General features: G+C 71.3%; 19 protein-coding genes. 6 read left to right on the top strand and 13 right to left on the bottom strand.

Translation table 11 applies throughout. The annotated features are described in order from the left end of the window. Positions 1 to 58: 58 nt before the first annotated feature. Positions 59 to 1,873 carry a hypothetical protein gene (locus tag FFT09_RS14965; protein WP_138383040.1) on the top strand — a complete coding sequence of 605 codons (1,815 nt, stop codon included), beginning with the start codon at positions 59 to 61 and terminating at the stop codon, positions 1,871 to 1,873. A 64-nt stretch (positions 1,874 to 1,937) separates the two neighbouring features. Here the strand turns inward: FFT09_RS14965 and priA are convergent, their stop codons facing one another. From priA to FFT09_RS14940, 5 genes are all read right to left on the bottom strand, one after another. Further along, positions 1,938 to 2,672: a bifunctional 1-(5-phosphoribosyl)-5-((5-phosphoribosylamino)methylideneamino)imidazole-4-carboxamide isomerase/phosphoribosylanthranilate isomerase PriA gene (priA, locus tag FFT09_RS14960; RefSeq protein WP_138383039.1), complete on the bottom strand. Its 735-nt coding sequence runs from the start codon at positions 2,670 to 2,672 to the stop codon at positions 1,938 to 1,940. A gap of 35 nt (positions 2,673 to 2,707) precedes the next feature. Beyond that, a complete protein-coding gene (hisH, locus tag FFT09_RS14955) occupies positions 2,708 to 3,337 on the bottom strand; it encodes an imidazole glycerol phosphate synthase subunit HisH (RefSeq protein ID WP_081191257.1) in 630 nt (209 codons plus the stop codon). A 9-nt stretch (positions 3,338 to 3,346) separates the two neighbouring features. Beyond that, a complete protein-coding gene (locus FFT09_RS14950) occupies positions 3,347 to 4,531 on the bottom strand; it encodes an MFS transporter (RefSeq protein WP_244231370.1) in 1,185 nt (394 codons plus the stop codon). A gap of 65 nt (positions 4,532 to 4,596) precedes the next feature. Then, the gene (locus FFT09_RS14945) at positions 4,597 to 5,613 is read right to left on the bottom strand and encodes a PHP domain-containing protein (RefSeq protein ID WP_138383038.1); all 1,017 of its coding nucleotides are present in this window, start codon (positions 5,611 to 5,613) and stop codon (positions 4,597 to 4,599) included. A 3-nt stretch (positions 5,614 to 5,616) separates the two neighbouring features. Then, positions 5,617 to 6,117, bottom strand: coding sequence for a metallophosphoesterase family protein (locus FFT09_RS14940; RefSeq protein ID WP_138383037.1), 501 nt, complete (start codon positions 6,115 to 6,117; stop codon positions 5,617 to 5,619). Between the two features lie 290 nt (positions 6,118 to 6,407). On the opposite strand from FFT09_RS14940, the gene FFT09_RS14935 reads away from it, so the two are divergent. Continuing rightward, positions 6,408 to 8,348: a VanW family protein gene (locus FFT09_RS14935; protein ID WP_081191259.1), complete on the top strand. Its 1,941-nt coding sequence runs from the start codon at positions 6,408 to 6,410 to the stop codon at positions 8,346 to 8,348. 85 nt (positions 8,349 to 8,433) lie between these two features. Continuing rightward, positions 8,434 to 8,628, top strand: a complete 195-nt coding sequence (locus FFT09_RS14930; RefSeq protein ID WP_081191260.1) for a DUF5302 domain-containing protein — start codon at positions 8,434 to 8,436, stop codon at positions 8,626 to 8,628. A gap of 85 nt (positions 8,629 to 8,713) precedes the next feature. Here FFT09_RS14930 and FFT09_RS14925 read toward each other — a convergent pair whose 3' ends face one another. The 6 genes from FFT09_RS14925 to FFT09_RS14900 all read right to left on the bottom strand — a co-directional run bounded on the left by FFT09_RS14925 (position 8,714) and on the right by FFT09_RS14900 (position 14,203). Then, positions 8,714 to 9,799, bottom strand: a complete 1,086-nt coding sequence (locus tag FFT09_RS14925) for a Glu/Leu/Phe/Val family dehydrogenase (protein ID WP_138383036.1) — start codon at positions 9,797 to 9,799, stop codon at positions 8,714 to 8,716. A gap of 167 nt (positions 9,800 to 9,966) precedes the next feature. Next, complete coding sequence (locus FFT09_RS14920; protein WP_138383035.1) at positions 9,967 to 10,629, bottom strand: enoyl-CoA hydratase-related protein; 663 nt, start codon at positions 10,627 to 10,629, stop codon at positions 9,967 to 9,969. Then, entirely contained in the window at positions 10,548 to 11,543 is a 996-nt protein-coding gene (locus FFT09_RS14915; RefSeq protein ID WP_138383034.1) for a lysophospholipid acyltransferase family protein, read from the bottom strand. Before FFT09_RS14915 ends, FFT09_RS14920 begins: the two co-directional genes overlap by 82 nt. Next, positions 11,540 to 12,319 carry a GNAT family N-acetyltransferase gene (locus FFT09_RS14910; protein WP_081191265.1) on the bottom strand — a complete coding sequence of 260 codons (780 nt, stop codon included), beginning with the start codon at positions 12,317 to 12,319 and terminating at the stop codon, positions 11,540 to 11,542. The genes FFT09_RS14915 and FFT09_RS14910 overlap by 4 nt, the downstream gene beginning before the upstream one ends. Before the next feature lie 105 nt (positions 12,320 to 12,424). Next, entirely contained in the window at positions 12,425 to 13,384 is a 960-nt protein-coding gene (locus tag FFT09_RS14905) for an electron transfer flavoprotein subunit alpha/FixB family protein (RefSeq protein WP_138383033.1), read from the bottom strand. Between the two features lie 33 nt (positions 13,385 to 13,417). Continuing rightward, positions 13,418 to 14,203 carry an electron transfer flavoprotein subunit beta/FixA family protein gene (locus FFT09_RS14900; protein ID WP_138383032.1) on the bottom strand — a complete coding sequence of 262 codons (786 nt, stop codon included), beginning with the start codon at positions 14,201 to 14,203 and terminating at the stop codon, positions 13,418 to 13,420. A gap of 227 nt (positions 14,204 to 14,430) precedes the next feature. Here FFT09_RS14900 and FFT09_RS14895 point away from each other — a divergent pair, with 227 nt between their 5' ends. Further along, positions 14,431 to 15,270, top strand: coding sequence for a DegV family protein (locus tag FFT09_RS14895; RefSeq protein ID WP_081191267.1), 840 nt, complete (start codon positions 14,431 to 14,433; stop codon positions 15,268 to 15,270). 15 nt (positions 15,271 to 15,285) lie between these two features. Here FFT09_RS14895 and FFT09_RS14890 read toward each other — a convergent pair whose 3' ends face one another. Continuing rightward, positions 15,286 to 15,780 (bottom strand): SgcJ/EcaC family oxidoreductase, encoded by a 495-nt coding sequence (locus FFT09_RS14890; protein WP_081191268.1) that lies wholly within the window; start codon positions 15,778 to 15,780, stop codon positions 15,286 to 15,288. A 209-nt stretch (positions 15,781 to 15,989) separates the two neighbouring features. Between FFT09_RS14890 and FFT09_RS14885 the strand changes: the two genes are divergently transcribed. Both FFT09_RS14885 and FFT09_RS14880 read left to right on the top strand, forming a co-directional pair. Continuing rightward, a complete protein-coding gene (locus FFT09_RS14885; protein ID WP_138383031.1) occupies positions 15,990 to 16,766 on the top strand; it encodes a class I SAM-dependent methyltransferase in 777 nt (258 codons plus the stop codon). Then, the gene (locus tag FFT09_RS14880) at positions 16,763 to 18,301 is read left to right on the top strand and encodes a 1,4-alpha-glucan branching protein domain-containing protein (RefSeq protein WP_138383030.1); all 1,539 of its coding nucleotides are present in this window, start codon (positions 16,763 to 16,765) and stop codon (positions 18,299 to 18,301) included. Before FFT09_RS14885 ends, FFT09_RS14880 begins: the two co-directional genes overlap by 4 nt. Here the strand turns inward: FFT09_RS14880 and FFT09_RS14875 are convergent. Beyond that, complete coding sequence (locus FFT09_RS14875; RefSeq protein ID WP_138383029.1) at positions 18,276 to 20,021, bottom strand: glycoside hydrolase family 2 protein; 1,746 nt, start codon at positions 20,019 to 20,021, stop codon at positions 18,276 to 18,278. The genes FFT09_RS14880 and FFT09_RS14875 overlap by 26 nt on opposite strands. Positions 20,022 to 20,040: the final 19 nt, after the last annotated feature.

The following is a 20,040-nucleotide window of genomic DNA, read 5'->3' as shown; positions in this document are numbered from 1 at the left end:
GGTCACGCCCCGTGTGGCCCGAACGTGCGGCGACGAGACGGCTCTCTACAGTGTTGACATGACACTCGCCTCGGCGCGGAAGGCGCGATCCGCCCCTGAGCCGCAGTCGGCCGAGGGCGCGGACCCACCACGGGGGGACTCACGGCGCGGCAGGCTCGCCGCCCTCGCGCCTGCCGCCTCGGTGGCCGTCGGAACGGCACTGATCGGGCTGCACGCGTCGCTCTACGGACACTGGCTCATCGACGACTCCGCCATCACCTTCGCCTACGCGCGCAGTGTCACGGAGGGGCTCGGACCGGTCGTCCAGCCCGGAGCCGCCGCAGTCGAGGGGTACTCGAACCCGACCTGGTTGCTGCTGCTGATGCTCGGCAGGGTGGTGGGGCTGTTCGACCACGGCATGATCTTCGGTGTCCCGGACTACGTGCTCTTCCCCAAGGCGCTGGCACTGCTCTGCTGCGCCGGCATCCTGGCTCTGAGCTACGTCGCGGCGCGCCGGGTGTTCGCCAGGGCATGGGTGGTACCCCTCGCGCTCGGCGCCGTGCTCGCCGCCGTTCCCTCGTTCGTGATCTGGAGCTTCTCGGGGCTGGAGAACCCGCTGTACGGGCTGGTGCTCACCGCGCAGGCCGTGCTGTTGTTCCGCGCCGTGCTGGACAACCGGCTGCTCACCACGAAGATCGCCGTAGGCGCGGGTGTGCTGGCCGCGCTGGCGGCACTGACCCGCCCCGAGGGGCTGATCTACGCGGGCACGTATCCACTGCTGTTGCTCACCCAGGTGCGACGGACGACGTGGCTGCCCAGCCTTCGCCGCTGCGTCGAGTCGACGCTGGCCTTCGCCGTGCCCGTGGGCGGGTACTTTCTCTGGCGCTTCATGACGTTCGGCCAGTGGCTGTCCAGCCCGTCGATCGCGAAGGCGCAGGACCTGCCCACGGTCAGCGACCTGACCCGGCCCGGCGAGCTGGTCAGCTACGCGGGCGCCTTGGCGGTGCTGCTGGTGGTCGCCGTGCTCGCGGTGGCCCTCTCCAGGGCGCCGTGGTGGCGGCCCGGGCTGCTCGCGGTGCTGGTGCCACTCGGGCTCGCGGTGCTCGCCTACGCGGTGCTGGAACCCGACTGGATGGAGCAGTACCGCTTCGCGACCCCGATCTGGGTGCTCGGGTCGCTCGCGGCGGTCCTCGCGGTGGTCGAGGTGCTGCGCACGGCGAGCGTGCGCGCCCGCGCGTGGCTGGTGACGGCGCTGGTCGCGGCGCTGCTGCCGACCTCGGCCGCGTTCGCCGAGTCGTCCGAGGAGTTCCAGGCGCAGCCCAACATCACCGCCTGCTACGTCGCCGACCGCTTCGGGCGGGTGTTCAACGGCTACGCCGACGTCCTCGGCCTTGAGGAGGCGTCGTTGCTGCTGCCCGACCTCGGTGGGGCGGCCATGACCAGCAGGCTCACGCTGATCGACATGGCGGGCCTGACCCACGCGGGCTTCGCGGAGATGGCGCGAGACGGAGATCGCCGGGCGCAGGTGGACTACGTCTACGGGCAGGCCAAGCCGACGTTCGTCCACGTGCGTGAGCCGTGGAGCAGTGGCACGGGCCTGGGCTGGGACCCGAGGCTCAAACGCGACTACTACCCCATCCACTTCGACGTCTACCAGGGCGCGCCACACGGCGACTGGGTACGCAAGTCGGTGGTGCGCACACCGGAACTGCTCGCCGAGGTGCGCGACTACGCCGACCGCGAGGCGGCCTGGGTGGAGGACCGGGCGGGGGTGTCCCCGCTGCGCGAATGCGGCCCCACTCTGCGGCCGGGCCAGACCGGCCTGTCGGAACCGCCCCCGGGCGACCAGCGCAGTGACCAGCTTCCCGCGCGCCCGGAGGCCGCCGCCCGCTGACGGGTGGTGCCGCGAAGGCCACCTTCACCGCGTCCCGTGCGGCGAGGGTGGCCTTCGCGGCACCTCAGCCCGAGACGGCGGCCAGCGCCTGGGGCAGCGTGAACGCTCCCGCGTACAGGGCTTTGCCGACGATCGCGCCCTCCACGCCGTCGCGCTCCAGCGTCGCCAGTGCCCGCAGGTCGTCGAGGCTCGACACGCCGCCCGAGGCGATCACGGCGGCGTCGGTCCGCACCGTGACCTCCCGCAGCAAGTCGACGTTCGGGCCCCGCAGCGTGCCGTCCTTGCTGACGTCGGTGACCACGTAACGCTCGGCGCCGTCCCGGTCGAGCCGTTCCAGCGTCTCCCACAGCCCGCCACCGTCACGAGTCCAGCCGCGAGCGGCGAGGCGGTGGCCGTCCTCGGTGATGCGCACGTCGAGCCCGATGGCGACGCGGTCACCGTGGGTGGAGACCACCCGCGCGCTCCACTCGGGGTCCTCCAGCGCGGCCGTGCCGAGGTTCACCCGGCGCGCGCCGGTGGCGAGCGCGGCGGCCAGCGACTCGTCGTCCCGGATGCCGCCGGACAGTTCCACGTCGACGTCGAGCTTGCCGACGACCTCGGCCAGCAGGTCACGGTTCGAGCCCTTGCCGAACGCGGCGTCGAGGTCCACCAGATGGATCCACTCGGCGCCGTCGCGCTGCCACGACATCGCCGCCTCCAGCGGCGATCCGTAGGAGGTCTCGGTGCCCGCCTCGCCCTGTACCAGCCGTACGGCCTGCCCGTCGGCCACGTCCACGGCCGGAAGAAGTGTGAAACTCACCGGCCCACTATAGGAAGCCGGGGACTCACAGCAGCTCAGAGGGTCCGAACCCAGTTGCGCAGGAGGTGCGCACCCGCGTCACCGGACTTCTCCGGGTGGAACTGCGTGGCCCACAGCGGGCCGTTCTCGACGGCGGCGACGAAGTCCTCGCCGTGGTGTGCGGTCGTCACCAGCGGGTCCGCGCCGGGCAGTTCGGAGCGCAGCTGCCAGCGCCGCACGGCGTAGGTGTGCACGAAGTAGAACCGCGTGTCGCCGGGCAGGCCCGCGAACAGCTGTGAGTCCTCGGGCGCGCTGACCGTGTTCCACCCCATGTGGGGCAGCACGTCGGCGTCGAGCCGCTCCACGGTGCCGGGCCACTGACCGACGCCCTTGGCCTCGGCCCCGTGCTCGACGCCGCGTTCGAACAGGACCTGCATGCCGACGCAGATGCCCAGCACCGGCCTTCCCCCCGCGAGCCGCATGTCGATCACGCGGTCGCCGCCCACGGAGAGCAACCCGTCGACGCAGGTGGCGAAGGCCCCCACTCCGGGCACGACGAGGCCGTCGGCCTCCAGCGCCGCCCGATGGTCCGCGGTGACCTGCACATCGGCGCCGGTGCGCAGCAGGGCGCGTTCGGCGGAACGGAGGTTGCCGGAACCGTAGTCAAGGATGACGACTGAAGCCACGCGCCCAGCCTAACCGCTGCCCGCGACCGCGCGGCCCGCCTTCCACGCCACCGGGAGCAGCGCCAGCGCCGCCACACCCAGCATTCCGAACGCGGCGCCCGCGGTGGTCGCGGAGATCACCGCGCCGACCGCGACGGCTCCCAGCCCCTGCCCGGCGTCGAAGGCGACGTTCCACGCGACGCTGGCCTGCGCCGCGGGGGTGCGAGCGAACATCACGACCAGGGCGTCGTTCTGGACGACCCCGAAACCGGCGCCGAAGAGGGCCACCGCCACCACCACGACCACGTCGAGGCCGTCGCGCTCGGCGAGGAAGGCGAACACCAGCAGCCCGATCGCCCCGGCCGCGAGCGCGGGCAGCAGCATCCGTCCGGGTCCCGCGATCCGGTCACCGAAGTGGCCCGCGATCCAGCGGGCGAGCATCGCCGCCGCCGGGGCCACGAGCAGCGCCACGGCCGCCACGGTGGGGGACAGCACGATCGGCAGGAACGTCGCCAGCGCGCCGTAGCCGGTGGAGACGGCGAGCATCGGCAGCCAGGGCCGCCAGGTGGCCGACACCACCTCGGCGATGCCGCCCAGCCCCTCGCCGGGCTCGGCCGTGCGCTGGTGTGTCCGGGGCAGCCCGAGCAACGGCACGATCGCCAGCACCGGGAGCACCGTCGCGAGCACGAAGACGGGACCGAACCCCCAGTTCTCCGCGATGGCCGTTCCGGCGGGAAGGCCGATGAGCTGCGGCACACCGACCGCCAGGCCGTAGAGACCCGAGCCACGGCCCAGCGCACCCTTCGGCAGCAGTTCCGCGATGAGGGCGCTGCCGCACACGGTGTTGAGCCCGAAGCCGAGGCCGCGGACGAACGACAGCGCGAGGATCGCCCCGGGTGACGGGAACACCGCCAGCAGCGCCGAGGGCAGCCCGATCAGCGCCGCGCCCAGCACGAGTCCCGCCCGGTAGCCGTACCGGCGCACGAAGGCGGGGACGCCCACCTGGGCGAGCACGGTGCTGGCCATGAAGATCCCGGTCGCCGCGCCCGCCGTGAACGCGCCCGCTCCCTGCCGTACCGCCCACAACGGCACCACAGGGAGCAGTAGTGAGAATCCGGAGAACGTGCCCGCCGAGGCGAGCAGCATCAGGACGAAGGAGCGGTGGCGCAGCGGCGAGACCGGCTCGGCGGCACCGTCGGAACCGGAACGGGGCAAGGACACCACCCCATTTCTAGTACGCCCGTACCTTTCCTGTCGACCGGCCTGCCCGCGTGGAGATCTCAGTCACCGTGCGCCCACGCGAGCAGGCGCTCGGCGGGCAGTGTGTTGACGACGTCCTCGGCACGCACCCCGCACTCCAGCGCGCGGGCGCACCCGTAGGACTGCCAGCCCAGCTGCCCGGGCGCGTGCGCGTCGGTGTCGATGGCGAACCGGCATCCCAGTTCCCGCGCGCGGGACAGCAACCGGCGCGGCGGGTCGAGCCGTTCGGGCCGCGAGTTGATCTCCACGGCGACGTCGTGCTCCCGGCACGCGGTGAACACGGCGTCGGCGTCGAACTCCGACTCGGGTCTCCCCCGGCCCGTCACCAGGCGCCCCGTGCAGTGGCCGAGGACGTCGACCCTCGGGTTCGACACGGCGGCCACCATGCGCTCGGTCATCCGCCGCCGTTCCATCCTCAGGTGCGAGTGCACGCTCGCCACCACGATGTCGAGCTCGTTGAGCAGCTCCGGCTCCTGGTCGAGACCGCCGTCCTCCAGGATGTCCACCTCGATGCCCGTGAGCACCCGGAACGATGTGCCGTCGCGCTCGTAGGACGCGTTGAGGCCCGCGACCACGTCGAGTTGCTCACGCAGCCGGTCGGCGCTCAGTCCGCGAGCGACCGTCAGCCGGGGCGAGTGGTCGGTGAGCACGAGGTACTCGTGCCCGAGTGCCCGGGCGGCCTCGGCCATCTCCTCGATCGGACTGCCGCCGTCGGACCAGTCCGAGTGCGAATGGCAGTCGCCCCGCAGCGCGGTGAGCAGCGCACCACCGTCCGGAAGGTTCTCCGCGCCGCCCGCGACCTCGGTGAGGTACGCGGGCTCGCGCCCCGCGAGAACCTCCGCGATGACCCCCGCCGTGGTCTTGCCGATGCCGCTCAGCTCGGTCAGGGTGCCGTCCGCGGCCCGGCGTTCGAGCTCGGCGCGGCTGAGGTCGTCCACCACGCCCGCCGCCCTGCGAAACGCACGGACCCGGTAGGTCGGCGCGCCCGCGCGTTCGAGGTGCAGGGCGATCTGCCGCAGGACTCCGACGGGGTTCACCACTCACCTCCGGGGCAGCGCGTGCAGGCGGAGGTCGTGCAGGCGCGCGGCGGCCACCTCCATCGTGAGGTAGGTCGCGGCCGGTTGCCTGCGCCGGTCGGTCGGCGAACCGGGATTGAGCAACCGCAGCCCGTTCTCCGTCTCCGAGTCCCACGGGATGTGACTGTGACCGAAGATCAGTAGGTCGGTGTCGGGAAAGAGCCGGCCACAGCGCCGTTCGCGGCCCCGGGCCTGCCCTGTCTCGTGGACGACGGCCACGTGGAGACCGTCCAGCTCCACGCGGGCCACCTCGGGCAACCGCCGCCGCAGCGCCGGGCCGTCGTTGTTGCCGTGGACCGCGACGAGCCGCCCCGCCACGGCCTCAATCCGGTCGAGCAGCCTCTCCCCGACCCAGTCACCCGCGTGGATCGTCACGTCGGCCTCGGCGATCTCCCGCCACACGGGCGCGGGGAGGTCGCGTGCCCGGTCGGGCACGTGGGTGTCGGACAGGACCAGCACGCGCACAAAAGCCTCCCTGCGGTGCGTTTCCGGCATTTGGTTCAGCTCGACGGCGCCGGAAGCGATCTCCGGCCGGATACCCGGCGCACGGCGATCGCAATGAAATCAAACTGGTACCTCACCCACCGCGCGTCAATTCCGGCCCCCCACGGGCATTTGGACCGACAGCCACCGCCATGACCTGCGACGATGCGACCTTGGTCACTCGAGGGGGGTTCGTGGCACGGCGACGGCGGCCACCCGTATCTTGGCCTGCGGAGTCCTGGCCTGTCGACGCCGGACGTGGAGGGGTTGCCTTGCAGCAGGATCGCCAGTGGCCCGAATCGCACAGCGACCAGACGGACATACTTCCGCGAGTCACTGAGCAACAGGGTCCGCCGGACCCGAACGCCACCGCACGCACTCAGTATTTCGGCGCACAGGATGCGCCTACTGAACAGTACGACGCGGCGACGCAGCAGTTCGCACCCGCGGGAGCCTTCGGTGGTGCCGGTGGAAACCCACCACCAGGTCCTCCGAACGGACCACAGGACTCCGCCGGGCAGCCTCGCTGGCGCAGGCCCGCGATCGTCGCCGCGGCCGTGTTCGGCTTCCTCGTCCTGCTGTACGGATTCGACCTGCTGGTGACCAACGGTGACATTCCCCGCGGCGTGAGCGTGGCGGGCGTCGAGGTCGGCGGCATGAGCCACTCGGAGGCCGAGGACGAGCTGCGCGAACAGATCGAGCCGAGGCTCAACGAGCCCGTCGCGTACACGGCGGGCGAGGTGTCGGGCGAGCTCGACCCCAAGCAGGCGGGCCTCGCGCTCGACTGGAACGCGACGCTGGAGCAGGCGGGCGACCAGCCGCTCAATCCGTTCACCCGGATCGGCTCGTTCTTCAGCACGACCGAGCTGGGCGTGGTCACCCAGGCCGAGCCGAACCAGTTCGACAACGCCATGAAGGCACTGCGCAAGGACATCGACCAGGAGCCGGTCGAGGGCAACATCGCCTTCGAGAACGCGCAGGCCAAGCCGGTCGAGCCGAAGCAGGGTCAGCAGCTGGAGGGCGACCAGGCCCGCGACACGATCCTCACCCACTGGGCGTCGGGCGAGCAGCTCTCGCTGCCGGTCGCGTCGACCCCGGTGACGGTGCCGATGGAAGAGGTGCAGCGGACGCTGCGCGAGGTGGCTCAGCCCGCCATGTCCGGGCCCGTCGTGGTCCGCGGCGAGGGCGCCGACGGCACGCTCGAACCGGCGGAGATCGCCGAGGGCCTGTCGTTCGAGGCCAAGAACGGCTCGCTGGTCCCCAAGATCGATCAGAAGAAGATCATCGCGGGAGTCGAGCCCGAGCTCGCCGAGACGGAGCAGAAGGGCAAGGACGCCACGATCGTCTTCGAGGGTGGCAAGCCGGCGGTGCAGCCGTCCGAGGACGGCAACCAGATCAAGTGGGACGAGACGCTGAAGCCGCTGCTCGACGTGCTCAAGCAGCCCGAAGGCCGGGAGCTGACCGCGACCTACGAGAAGCAGCCCGCCGAGATCACCACCGAGGAGGCCGAGGGGCTGGGCATCAAGGAGGTCATCGGCGAGTTCCGCACGGAGAACTTCGCCGCCGACTCCGGTGTCAACATCCGCGTCGTGGCCGAGGAAGTCAACGGGGCCATCGTGAAGCCAGGTGAGACGTTCAGCCTCAACCAGCACACCGGCCCCCGCACCAAGGAACAGGGCTACGTCGAGGCCGGCATCATCAAGGACGGCGCTCCGGGCAAGGCCGTCGGCGGCGGGATCTCCCAGTTCGCCACCACGCTGTACAACGCGTACTACTTCGCGGGCATGAAGGACGCGGGTCACCAAGAGCACAGCTACTACATCAGCCGGTACCCCGAGGGCCGCGAGGCCACGGTGTTCCAGAACCCCGACGGCTCCAGCGTGATCGACCTGGCGTTCACCAACGACAGCGAGCACGGGGTGGCGATCCAGACGGAGTGGACGCCGTCGAGCATCACGGTGCGGCTGTGGGGCACCAAGCGCTACGAGGTCGAGTCCGTGACCGGCGACCGCTCGAATCCGGTTCCGCCGCAGCCGAAGGACGGTCCCGACGAGAACTGCCAGCCGAGCGACGGCGCCCCGGGCTTCACCGTGACCGACACGCGCGTGATCAAGGACGCCTCGACGGGCCAGGAAGTGCGCCGCGAGGAGCGGACCGTCAAGTACAACCCGCAGCCGAAGATCGTCTGCAAGGACAAGAAGAAGGACGACTGAGGGCAGTCGTAATTCGGTGGCCTCCGCGAGTCGCGCCTGCCACGCTGGATGGTGTCAGCGCCCGCACGACTCGCGGAGGTTTCCCATGTCAGACCCGACATCAGAGCAGCGAGGCGAGGGCGAGCAGGACGACGCCGTGAAGCGCCGGTTCCGCGAGGCGCTCGCCCGCAAGCAGGCCAACGCCAAGAAGGGCGAGTCCCACGCCGACCGGGGCGCCACCGCCGCGCACCCGCACGGCCCGCTCTCGCACAAGCGGGACTTCCGCCGCAAGAGCGGCTGAGTTCGCGCAGTCAGGAACCGTTCGCACGAGATAGGACAGCGGGCGTGCACTCGAATGTGCACGCCCGCTGTCGCGAAGCATCGACTTACCGCACGGACGTCGGCCCCACGATCGACCGCAGTCGGGACACCTCGGCCATGCGCCGCTCGGCGAGCCGGTCGGCCGCGGTCACGGGCGGCACGCCCTCGTCCTCGGCCAGGGCATACACGCGCTTCGTCGTCGCGAACAGGTCGCTGACCTTGCGCTTGGCGCGCTCGAAGTCGAAACCGCGCAGCTCGTCGCTGACCTGGATGACTCCGCCGGAGTTGACCAGGTAGTCGGGAGCGAAGAGGATGCCCCGCTCGTCCAGCAACTTCTCCACGCCGGGGTGGGCGAGCTGGTTGTTCGCGGCACCGCACACGATCTCGGCGCGCAACCTCGCCACCATGTCGTCGTCGAGTGCCCCGCCCAGCGCGCACGGAGCGTAGATGTCGAGATCGGCGGTCTCCAGTTCGGCTGTGCTCGCCACAGCGGTCACCGAGGGATGCGCCGCACGCACCCGGTCGATCGCGGCGTCGGCGACGTCGGTGACGACCACCTCCGCGCCCGCTTCGACCAGGTGACCCACCAGGATGCGCCCGACCTTGCCGACACCCGCGACGCCGACGCGCCTGCCGCGCAAGTCGGTGCTGCCCCACCGGTGCTCGGCCGAGGCCAGCATGCCCTGGAAGACCCCGAACGCGGTGAGCACGGACGAGTCCCCGGCGCCGCCCTCGTCGGGAGAGCGCCCGGTGACGAACCGGCTCTCCCTGGCGACCACGTCCATGTCGGCCACGTAGGTGCCCACGTCACAGGCGGTGATGTAGCGCCCACCGAGCGATTCGACGAACCGGCCGTACGCGCGCAGCAGCGGCTCGCTCTTGACGGTCGCGGGATCGCCGATGATGACGGCCTTGCCGCCGCCGAGATCCAGCCCGGCGAGCGCGTTCTTGTAGGACATGCCCTGCGACAGCGCCAGCACGTCCTCCAGCGCGTCCTGCTCCGATGCGTACGGATAGAAGCGGGTTCCGCCCAGTGAGGGGCCCAGCGCGGTGCTGTGTATCGCGATGATCGCTTTGAGCCCCGTCTGCTGGTCCTGGCAGTAGACCACCTGTTCGTGGCCGCTTTCGCGGCCGAATACACCCTCGGTCACGGTCGTGACTCCCTTGTCGTTGCCGTTCGCGCGGCTTGTGACTCGCGCGGTGCCGGTGTTCGGTTGTGGGCGCGACGCGGGGAAAGGTCGTTTCCGGCGGCCGACGCCGCCTGCGAATCTAGCCCACTGCCGACCCCTCGGGAAACGGCCACGACGGGGACACGCTCTCAGGACGTCGGCATCTCCAGCGCGGCGACGGCGGCGGTGAACATCGTCGACTTGATGGCGCCGAGGGTGCCCCGGTCCTTGCCTGCCAGCTCGCGCACCCGCGCGGTGGCCACCTCCACCAGGTCGTCCGCCGGAGCCACGGCGTCCACCAGGCCGAGCTCGACCGCCTCGGGACCGCCGAAGCGGCGCCCCGTGGTCATCGAGGCCACCGCTGCCGCCGGCGTCAGTTTGTCCTGGATGAGCGCGGCCATTCCCGGCGTGAACGGGATGTTGATGTCGGCCTCCGGGAAGCAGAAGAAGCCCCGGTCGGTCCGCATCACGCGGAAGTCGTGGGCCATCGCGAGCATGGCGCCCGCGCCGAAGGCGTGCCCGTTGACGGCGGCCACCGTGGGGACCGGCAGCGTAAGCATGCGTCCGAGCAGCGCGTGGACCTCGCCAACGTACTGCTGGGTGCGCTCGGCGTTGGCCGACAGCCAGGCCAGGTCCAGCCCGTTGGAGTAGAACTTTCCGAGACCGGTGGTGACCAGCGCCGAAGGGCCGTCGTGCTCGCAGACGGTGTCCAGCATCGTGTGGACACTCGTCAGCCACTCCGGAGAGAACCGGTTCTCGTCGTCTCCGAATTCGAGCACGAACACGGGGTCGTGGTGGTGCAGCGCGGGCACGGCGGTCCTTCCTCCAGTGACAGGGAACTGGCGCCGACACTAACAGAGCGCTTACTCACCTGATCCCGCTCGGGCGCCGTGCTCACCAGCGTCGTGGTGCCCAGCGCGGCCTGCACCGAAGCCTGCGCCAGCGCGGCCAGCTCACCGCGATCGGCGGCCCTGCCCGGCGCGATCTCCGGGCACACGAACACCTCCAGCACCAGCCCGCGCAGGCGCACCGTCCGGCGCACCGACTCCACCAGCGACTCCGTACCCACGAAGGCGGGCCGTGTGGTCTCGCGTCCCGACGCCAGGCGATAGCGCAGCGCGACCGGCCGCACGGGCACACCCGCGTCGATCGCGGCCTGGAAGAAGGCGGGCCGGAAGCGGCCCGACGCGGACCCGCACCAGGTGGTGCCCTCCGGTGTCACCGAGAGCAACGCACCCGAGCGCAACACCCGCGACACGTCGGCGACCGCGGCCGGCAACGTGGACGGGCGGTCGCGGTCGAGGAACACGCTGCCGGACCGGGCCACCAGCGGGCCCAGCACCGGCCAGCTGGCGATCTCGCGCTTCGCGAGCGCCCGCATCGGGCGCACCGCGCTCAGGCCCACGATGTCGAGCCACGAGATGTGGTTGGACACCACCAGCGCTCCCCTGCCCGCACCGTCGAGGTCGCCGCGCACGACGAGCCGGACCCCACACGCGGCGAGTAACGCCCGGAAGACGGTTCGCGCCACGCGGTCGCGCCACGAGCCGCGCAGCACCGCCACCGACCCGGCGACGAGCAGGACGCCCAGGAGAACCGCCACGAGCGCCACCGTGCGAGCCGCCCGCACGGGCAGCGCGACGTCGGTCTCGTGCGACGTCAGGCACGCGGGGCCGCACGGGGAGACCGGCCGCCAGTGCGGAGCCGAGGTCGGCTCGGCGCTCACGCCGCATCGCCCAGGAAGAACCGGAGGTACCGCGCGTCGATGCGCTGCACGTCCAGCAGGACGAGGAAGTCGGCGACGTCGAACTCCGGGTCGTGCGCGGGCGGCCCGCACACCAGCGCGCCGAGCCGCAGGTAGCCCCGCAGCAGCGGAGGCACGGCGGGGCGCGGGAACGCACCCGGCTCGACGCCGTCGACACCGCGCCAGGGGCTCAACGGCCGGACCCGGCGCTGAGCGGGTGCGTAGTGACGGGTGCGCACGGTGTCCCACACGGCGGCGGCCCTGGCCCCACCGTCGGACAGGGGCACCGACGCGCATCCGGTCAGATAGCGGTGCCCGGACAGCATCATGTACCGCGCGATGCCCGTCCACACCAGACCGATCACGGCGCCGGACCGGTGGTCGGGATGGACGCACGACCGGCCCGTCTCCACGAGCGAGGGCCGTAGCGCGTCGAACGCGGAGGTGTCGAACTCCGAGTCGCAGTAGAGGCCACCCGCCTCGGCTGCGAGGGAGGGCGGCAGCATCCGGTAGGTGCCCACGACCTCGCCGGTGGCGTCGTGGCGCACGACGAGGTGGTCGCAGTACTCGTCGAAGTGGTCGACGTCGAGGCCGGGTTCGCGGGTTCGCAGGCGGGCGTTCAACTCACCCGCGAACACGTGGTGGCGGAGTCGCTGGGCCGCGCGCACCTCGGCGCCGTCCCGCGCGACGAGCAGGGAGTATCGGGAGGTTTCGGTACTCGTCCGGTCGGTGCTGGCCAGAAGCTGTGACCGCGTCATGGCAGTCGATGGTCACGGCGGCGGACGACGGCCGAGGATGCCCGCCGTGACTCCCGGGTGCATATCCGGTGAACTCACTGGATATGCACCCGGGACGGGCGGCGATCAGCCCTTGCGCTTGGCGACCTCGTCGGTGAGTTGCGGCGCGACCGCGAACAGGTCGCCCACCACACCGAAGTCGGCGATCTCGAAGATCGGCGCCTCGGCGTCCTTGTTCACCGCGACGATGGTCTTCGACGTCTGCATGCCCGCGCGGTGCTGGATGGCACCGGAGATGCCGAGCGCGACGTAGAGCTGCGGGGACACGGTCTTGCCGGTCTGGCCGACCTGGAACTGGGCCGGGTAGTAGCCGGAGTCCACCGCGGCGCGGGAGGCGCCCACCGCCGCGCCGAGCGAGTCGGCGAGCTTCTCCACGACGTCGAACTTCTCCGCCGAACCGACACCACGGCCACCGGAGACGACGATCGACGCCTCGGTCAGCTCGGGGCGGTCGCCGCCGACGACCGGGTCGACGCCGGTGACCTTCGCCGAGGTGGCGGGGTCCACGGCGGGCAGCGACACGGTCTCCTCCGCCGCCGCGCCCTCGGCCTGCTCGGCCTCGACGGCGCCCGGACGCACGGAGACCACCGGAACGCCACGGGTGGACTTCGCCTTCACCGAGAACGCCCCACCGAAGATCGACTGGTCGACGGTGCCATCGGCGTTCACGCCCACGGCGTCGACGAGCCAGCCGGAGCCGGTCCGCACGGCCAGCCGCCCGGACACCTCCTTGCCCTCCGAGCTGGCGGCGACGAGCACCGCGGCGGGCGGCGCCTGCTCCACGAGCGCGGCCAGCGCGTCCACCTTGGGCGTCACCAGGTACGAGGCGGCGTCGTCGGACTCCGCCACGTACACCTTCGCGGCGCCGTAGGCGGCCAGCGACTCCTTGGCCTTCGCCGCGGTGCCGGGCGAGCCGACCACGACGGCCGACGGCTCGCCGAGCGCGCGGGCCGCCGTCAGCAGTTCGTAGGTGACCTTCTTGACCTCACCGTCGACGTGGTCGACGAGGACGAGTACTTCAGCCATGAGTTCGTTTCCTTGTCTGTCGTCGTGCGGCGGTCAGATGAGCTTCTGCGACACCAGGTACTCGGCGACCTTGGCTCCGCCGTCACCCTCGTCGCCGACCTTCTGCCCCGCGGTCCTCGGCGGCTTGGGAGCCGCCTCCACCACGACGGACGAGGCGTTCGCGAGGCCGACCTCACCCGCGTCGACGCCGAGGTCCGCGACCGTGAGCGTGTTCACGGGCTTCTTCTTGGCGGCCATGATGCCCTTGAACGACGGGTAGCGCGGCTCGTTGATCTTCTCGGTCACGCTGATCACGGCGGGCAGGTTGGCCTGGAGGTGAGTGATGCCGTCCTCCGTCTCCCGGTCGACCGTGATGGCGCCGCCCTCGACGCTCACCTGGCGGGCGTGGGTGAGCTGCGGCATCCCGAGCAGCTCGGCCAGCACGGCGGGGACGGCACCGCCCCGGCCGTCGGACGCCTCGTTGCCCGCGATGACCAGGTCGACGTTCTCCACCGTGCGCACGGCGGCGGCCAGCACCTTGGCGGTGGCGATCAGGTCCGATCCGCGCAGGGCCTCGTCGGAGACGTGGACGGCCTTGTCGGCGCCCATGGACAGCGCCTTGCGGATCGCGTCGGTGGCGCGGTCGGGACCGACACACAGGACGGTCACCTCGCCCTCGCCCGCTTCCTTGATCTTGAGCGCCTCCTCGACGGCGCGCTCGTTGATCTCGTCGATCACCGCGTCGGCGGACTCGCGGTCAAGGGTGTGGTCGTTCTCGTTGAGCTTTCGCTCCGAGTAGGTGTCAGGCACCTGCTTGACCAGGACAACGATGTTGGTCATGGGTCTCCTTCGGCGCACACGCAAGGCGTTACTGGCCGGTAGATTACGGCGTTTCCCACACGCTACGCCTGCCGAGGTGACCGCGTTCACCCGGATTCCCCATTAACCAGGACGATCGTCCCATTACTTGGCCCGACGCGCCCGTGAACACGGAACGAAACGACCATTGAGCCGAAAGTCGCAATGCGCTGCTTCTAATGGGTGCGCGAAGGGGTTAACCTGCCGACGTGCCAGTAGCAGTGATCACCGACTCGACCGCCTGCCTGCCCGAACAAGTGGCCGCACAGTGGGGTGTCACGACCGTTCAGCTGCAGATCCGGGCGAACGGCAGGGTCGACGACGAAAACCGGTTCGAGCGGACCGAACTCGTCGAGACGTTGCGCGCGGGAAACACCGTGAGCACCAGCCCACCCGATCCCGGCGCGTTCTTCTGGACCTACCAGGACGCGGTGAGCGCCGGTGCCGACGCGATCGTCAGCCTGCACATCTCGCGCAAACTGTCGGCGACCGCGGACGCCGCCCGCGAGGCCGCCCAACAGGTACGGGTGCCCGTGTACGTGCTGGACAGCACGACCACCAGCATGAGCCTCGGATTCGCGGCACTGTCCGCCGCGCGCGCCGCCGCGGCAGGAGCGGGACCGCAGCGGGTCATGCAGATCGCCGACCGCCGCTACCGCGCCAGCAGTGAGCTGCTGTACGTCGACACCCTGGAGTACCTGCGCCGGGGAGGGCGCATCGGAGCCGCCTCGGCGCTGCTCGGCAGCGCGATGGCGATCAAGCCGCTGCTGACGGTGCGGGACGGCGAAGTGGCACCACTGAGCAAGGTCCCGGGCAGCAAACGGGCGATCGCGAAGCTCACCGACCTGGCGGTAGCACGGGCGGGTGAGCGACCCGTGGACATCGCCGTTGCGTGCGTGACGCCGTCCGATCGTGAACTAACGGTGGTGCAGCGGCTCAGGGAACGTGTTCCCCGGCTCAACGACATCATGCTCGTCCACGCCAGCACGGTGATCACCGCGCACGTCGGCCCGGGCGCGCTCGGCATCACCGTCGCGCCCGTGCCCTGAGCGCTACGCCGGTACTCACCCCGCGGCGAGGGTCTCGGGGTCGAGCACCTTGGTGTTCTGAGCCGCCCCGATACGCCACGCGCCCTCGTCCTTGACCAGCACGTACAGCGGCGTTCCCGGCACCGCGTCCGGGTGCTCGGCCACCAGCGCCGCGGGGTCATCGTGGTCGAGGAACACGTCAGCCAGCGGCTTACCATCCCGCGTCACCGGCCGCTGCCGGATCTTGACCGCGGCGACGTCGGGGCGCAGGAACAGGATGGACTCGGCCTCGTAGGTCGCGGTCACGTCATGGTCGATCGTGCCGGGCAGCACAGCACGGGTGAAGGGCCCGATCTCGTCGAGCCCGCTCAGTTGCCTACCGTGCGCGGTGGTCCAGATCGTGTCCGGCCGGAACGCGGCCAGGAACGCGTCGGGCAGCGCGTTCTGCTGGGCGTGCTGCACGCCCGCCACGAGATCGACGATGGCGTCGACGTCCTCCTGCGGGACCGGGACACCGGCGATGCGGGGCATGGCAATCTCCTGGGGTGAGGTGGGCCCTGCCGAGGTCTCGGCCGGGATTGCTTCCACTCTCCAATCTCCAGTGCGCTGGAGGTCAACTCCCCGGCTCGCACAGGTTCTCGCGACCGTGCCCGCCCGCGTCGGCTACCGTGCCACGGGGTGCCGTGAGCGGTCGTTCACGGCATGGCGGACCACTCGACGAGCGGCAGGAGAACGCGCCTGTGTCACGGGTCATCGCGCAGCGGGCCATCGCGCTGCACCTCACCGGCGAGCGCACGGTGCCGGACGTCGCCGAGGAGAACTACTGGTTCCGCAGGCACGAGGCCGCCTACCTCGCGCTGGAGCCGTTCTGCCGGGACGCCGTGGTGCTGGAGGCAGGCTGCGGTGAGGGCTACGGCGCCGCGCTGCTGGCCCGCTCCGCCGATCGGGTGATCGCGCTCGACTACGACGCACCGACGACCAGCCACGTGGCGCGGCGGTACTCCGCGCCACACGCGGTGCGGGGGAACCTGGCGTTCCTGCCGCTGCGGACCGCGTCGGTCGACGTGATCGCCAACCTCCAGGTCATCGAGCACCTGTGGGACCAGGAGGCGTTTCTCGCCGAATGCCGCCGGGTGCTGCGTCCCGGCGGGCGGCTGCTGGTGACCACGCCGAACCGGTTGACCTTCACGCCGGACTCCGACACGCCACTCAATCCGTTTCACACCAGGGAACTCGCTCCGTCCGAACTCGACACTCTGCTCCACGGCGCGGGCTTCGCCGTGGAGAGCCTGCGCGGCCTCCGGCACGGCACCGCGCTGGCGGTGCTGGACCGCCGCCATGGTGGCTCGCTGATCGACGCGCAGCTCGCGGTGGTGCTGGGCAGCCTGCCGGGGCAGGCCGAGTGGCCACCGGAGTTGCTCGCCGACATCGAGTCGATCACCGCTGAGGACTTCGATCTCCACGACGACCACCTCGACGCGACCCTGGACCTCGTGGCCGTGGCGGTGCGACCGTGACCGGGGCGACGGCGGGGACGGAGACCGAGGGCACCTTCTGCCTGGTGCTGCACAGCCATCTGCCGTGGCTGCCGCACCACGGCAGGTGGCCCGTCGGCGAGGAGTGGCTGTACCAGGCGTGGGCGCACTCGTACGTGCCGGTGGTCGACCTGTTGCGGCGCTTCGCCGACGAGGGCCGCCACGACGTGCTGACGCTCGGCGTCACCCCGGTGCTGGCCGCCCAGCTCGACGATCCCTACACGCTGCGCGCGTTCCACGACTGGCTCGGAGACTGGACCCTGCGCGCGCAGCACGCGGCGGGGCTGTGGCGGGGAAACGACCTGCTGTCCGACCTCGCCGCCGCGGAACACCGTGCGGCGCACCACGTGCTCGCCGAGGCGGAGACCCACTGGCGGCACGGGTTCTCCCCGGTACTGCGGTCCCTGGTGGACTCGGGCGTGGTGGAGCTGCTGGGCGGTCCGGCCGCCCACCCCTTTCAGCCGCTGCTCGACCCGGCGGTGCGCTCGTTCGCCCTGCGCACCGGCCTGACCGACACGGCACTGCGGATCGGTCACCGCCCCGAAGGGATCTGGGCCCCCGAGTGCGGTTACGCGCCCGGCATGGAGCACGGCTACGCCGACGCGGGTGTCGCGCGCTTCCTCGTCGACGGGCCGTCGCTGCGCGGTGACACCGCCACCGCCCGCACCGTGGGGTCCTCCGACGTCGTGTGCTTCGGCCGCGACCTCGACGTGACGTACCGGGTGTGGTCGCCGAAGGCCGGATATCCGGGACACGACGCCTACCGCGACTTCCACACGTGGGACCACGAGGTCGGCCTCAAACCGTCGCGGGTGACGGGAAAGCACATCGCGCCGCCCGACAAGGCACCGTACGATCCGGCGCTGGCCGCCGACGCCCTGCGGCTGCACGTCAAGGACTTCGTCGAGACGGTCGTCCGCAGGCTGCGGTCGCTGCGGGAGCGCGACGGCCGCCCGGGGCTCGTCGTGGCCGCCTACGACACCGAACTGTTCGGCCACTGGTGGCACGAAGGTCCACAGTGGCTCGAAGCGGTGCTGCGCGCCCTGCCGGAAGCCGGAGTCAGGGTGACGACGTTGCGCGGTGCGCTCAACGCGGGCCACCTCGGCGGTCCCGTCGAGCTGCCCGCCTCGTCCTGGGGTTCGGGCAAGGACTGGCGGGTCTGGGACGGCGAGCAGGTCGCCGACCTGGTGGAGACGAACGCCGCGCTGCAACGACGGCTACTTCGCCTCGGCCATCCCGGGGGCGCGCGCGACGCGGTGGCCGACCAGGCCGTGACCGAGGCGATGCTGGCCCTGTCGAGCGACTGGGCGTTCATGGTGACGAAGGACTCGGCGGCCGACTACGCACGTCGCCGCGCGCACGACCACGTCGAGCGCTTCGACCGGCTGGCCGCCGCGCTGCACGACGGCCGGACCGGCGACGCGACGGCACTGGCCGGGGCCTACCGCGGCACCGACCGGCCGTTCGGGCACCTCGACGCCCGCGACCTGCTCACTCGGGCGAGCCCGCGGCGGTGACGGCCCGGTTGCGCTCGGCCACCTCGACGACCGCGACCTTCGTCACCCTGCGGTCGTAGGTGAGCAGTCCGTTCACCTCGTTCTCCACATCGGTGAGCTGGGTGTACACGGCGCCGGAGAGCCCCGCACGCGCCAGCGTCTCCAGTTCCTCGCTCAGTTCGACGTAGCGCGCGGTGAGCCGGTCGCGGTCGGCGGCCATCTCGTACGCCATCGGCTCGCCCGGCCAGACGTGTCCCTCGACGACGAGACCGACCCCGCCGAACTCGCCGTCGACGACAGCCCGGCCGCCGGTCACCTCGGGCTGGCCGGGGCCGACGTAGGTGTGGTCGTCGTAGACGTCGCCCGCGCCCGTGTCGGGATGCGAGTGGCAGCAGTTCACGCCGCTGGCGGCCACCACGAGTCTGGTCGGGTCGGCGGCCTTGACCTCCGCGGTGATCCGCGCCGTGTCGTACTCGCCCCATCCCTCGTTGAACACCACCCACAGCGCCAGTGACGGGACGTTGCGCAGCTGGTGGAGCATGTCCCGCAACTCGGCCTCGAACCGGCGGCGCGCGGTGGCCACCGGGGCGGGCTGCGGGCCCGGAGGGTTGTCCAGCACGACCGGCAGCGACGGCATGTCTTGCCACACGAGCAGTCCCAGCCGGTCGGCCCAGTGGTACCAGCGCAGTGGTTCCACCTTCACGTGTTTGCGGACGCTGTTGAAGCCGAGTGCCTTGGTGCGTTCCAGGTCGTAGCGCAGCGCCTCGTCGGTGGGAGCGGTGTAGCCGCCGTCGGGCCAGTAACCCTGATCGAGCGGCGCGTTCAAGAACACGGGCCGGTCGTTGAGCAGGATGCGCGGCGGACCGTCCCCGTCGGCACGCAGGCCGACGGTGCGCAGCGCGACATAGCTCGCCACCTCGTCGAGCACCGCCCCGTCGGGGTCGAGCACGCGCACGGCGAGGTCGTAGAGGTGCGGGTCGTCGGGACTCCACGGGCGCGGATCGGGCACCTCGACCCGCAACGGCGTGCCCGCCCGGCCGCGGATGGCCGCGACCTGCTCGCCGCCTGTCGTGACCGAGACGTCCACGCGCGCGTCCGTGTCGTGGCCGAGCCCGGCGACGTGGGCGGTGACGTCGGCGCCACGCAGGTCCACCGCGAGGTCGAGGTCGGTCACATGCACCGTGGGCACGGCTTCGAGCCACACGGTCTGCCAGATTCCCGAGCAGCCGGTGTAGAGGATGCCGCCGGGCTGGTTGGCCTGCTTGCCGACGGGAAACGTGCCACGGTTGCCCTCGTCGTCGGCCCTGACCAGAATCTCCTGGTCCGCGTCGGGCCGCAGCACGTCGGTGATGTCCACACTGAACGCGGTGTAGCCGCCCTCGTGCCGGGCCAGCCGCTGGTGGTTCACCCACACGGTGGCGATCTGGTCCACGGCACCGAAGTGCAGCAGGACCCTGCCGTCGCGCCAGTCCGACGGCACGTCCACGGTCCGCCGGTACCACATGGCCTCGTCGCGGCGGCCGATTCCCGACAGCCGCGACTCCGGTGCGTAAGGCACGAGAATGCGCTCACCACGGCGAACGGTGCCTTCGGCGTCGCGGCCCACGTAGTCCCAGAGGCCGTTGAGGGTGCGCCAGCGGGGGCGGGTGAGCTGCGGGCGGGGGTGTTCGGGCAGGGCGTTGTCCGGGTTCACCTGGTAGGTCCACGGCGTGTACGGCAGCGAGGTCACGTGTCCGCTCATCGACTCCGATGCTGGCACA

Origin of the sequence: Saccharomonospora piscinae (genome assembly GCF_005862235.1) — a bacterium.
Taxonomy (GTDB): domain Bacteria; phylum Actinomycetota; class Actinomycetes; order Mycobacteriales; family Pseudonocardiaceae; genus Saccharomonospora; species Saccharomonospora piscinae.
The sequence above is the reverse complement of the archived record's forward strand: the minus strand, read 5'-3'. Positions and strand labels throughout refer to the sequence as shown.

Excerpts from the sequence above, each read along its gene's own strand:
- FFT09_RS14965 (WP_138383040.1), top strand. The coding sequence starts at position 59 with ATGACACTCGCCTCGGCGCGGAAGGCGCGATCCGCCCCTGAGCCGCAG.
- FFT09_RS14930 (WP_081191260.1), top strand. The coding sequence starts at position 8,434 with ATGTCAGACCCGACATCAGAGCAGCGAGGCGAGGGCGAGCAGGACGAC.
- FFT09_RS14910 (WP_081191265.1), bottom strand. The coding sequence starts at position 12,319 with ATGACGCGGTCACAGCTTCTGGCCAGCACCGACCGGACGAGTACCGAA.
- FFT09_RS14905 (WP_138383033.1), bottom strand. The coding sequence starts at position 13,384 with ATGGCTGAAGTACTCGTCCTCGTCGACCACGTCGACGGTGAGGTCAAG.
- FFT09_RS14900 (WP_138383032.1), bottom strand. The coding sequence starts at position 14,203 with ATGACCAACATCGTTGTCCTGGTCAAGCAGGTGCCTGACACCTACTCG.
- FFT09_RS14890 (WP_081191268.1), bottom strand. The coding sequence starts at position 15,780 with ATGCCCCGCATCGCCGGTGTCCCGGTCCCGCAGGAGGACGTCGACGCC.
- FFT09_RS14875 (WP_138383029.1), bottom strand. The coding sequence starts at position 20,021 with ATGAGCGGACACGTGACCTCGCTGCCGTACACGCCGTGGACCTACCAG.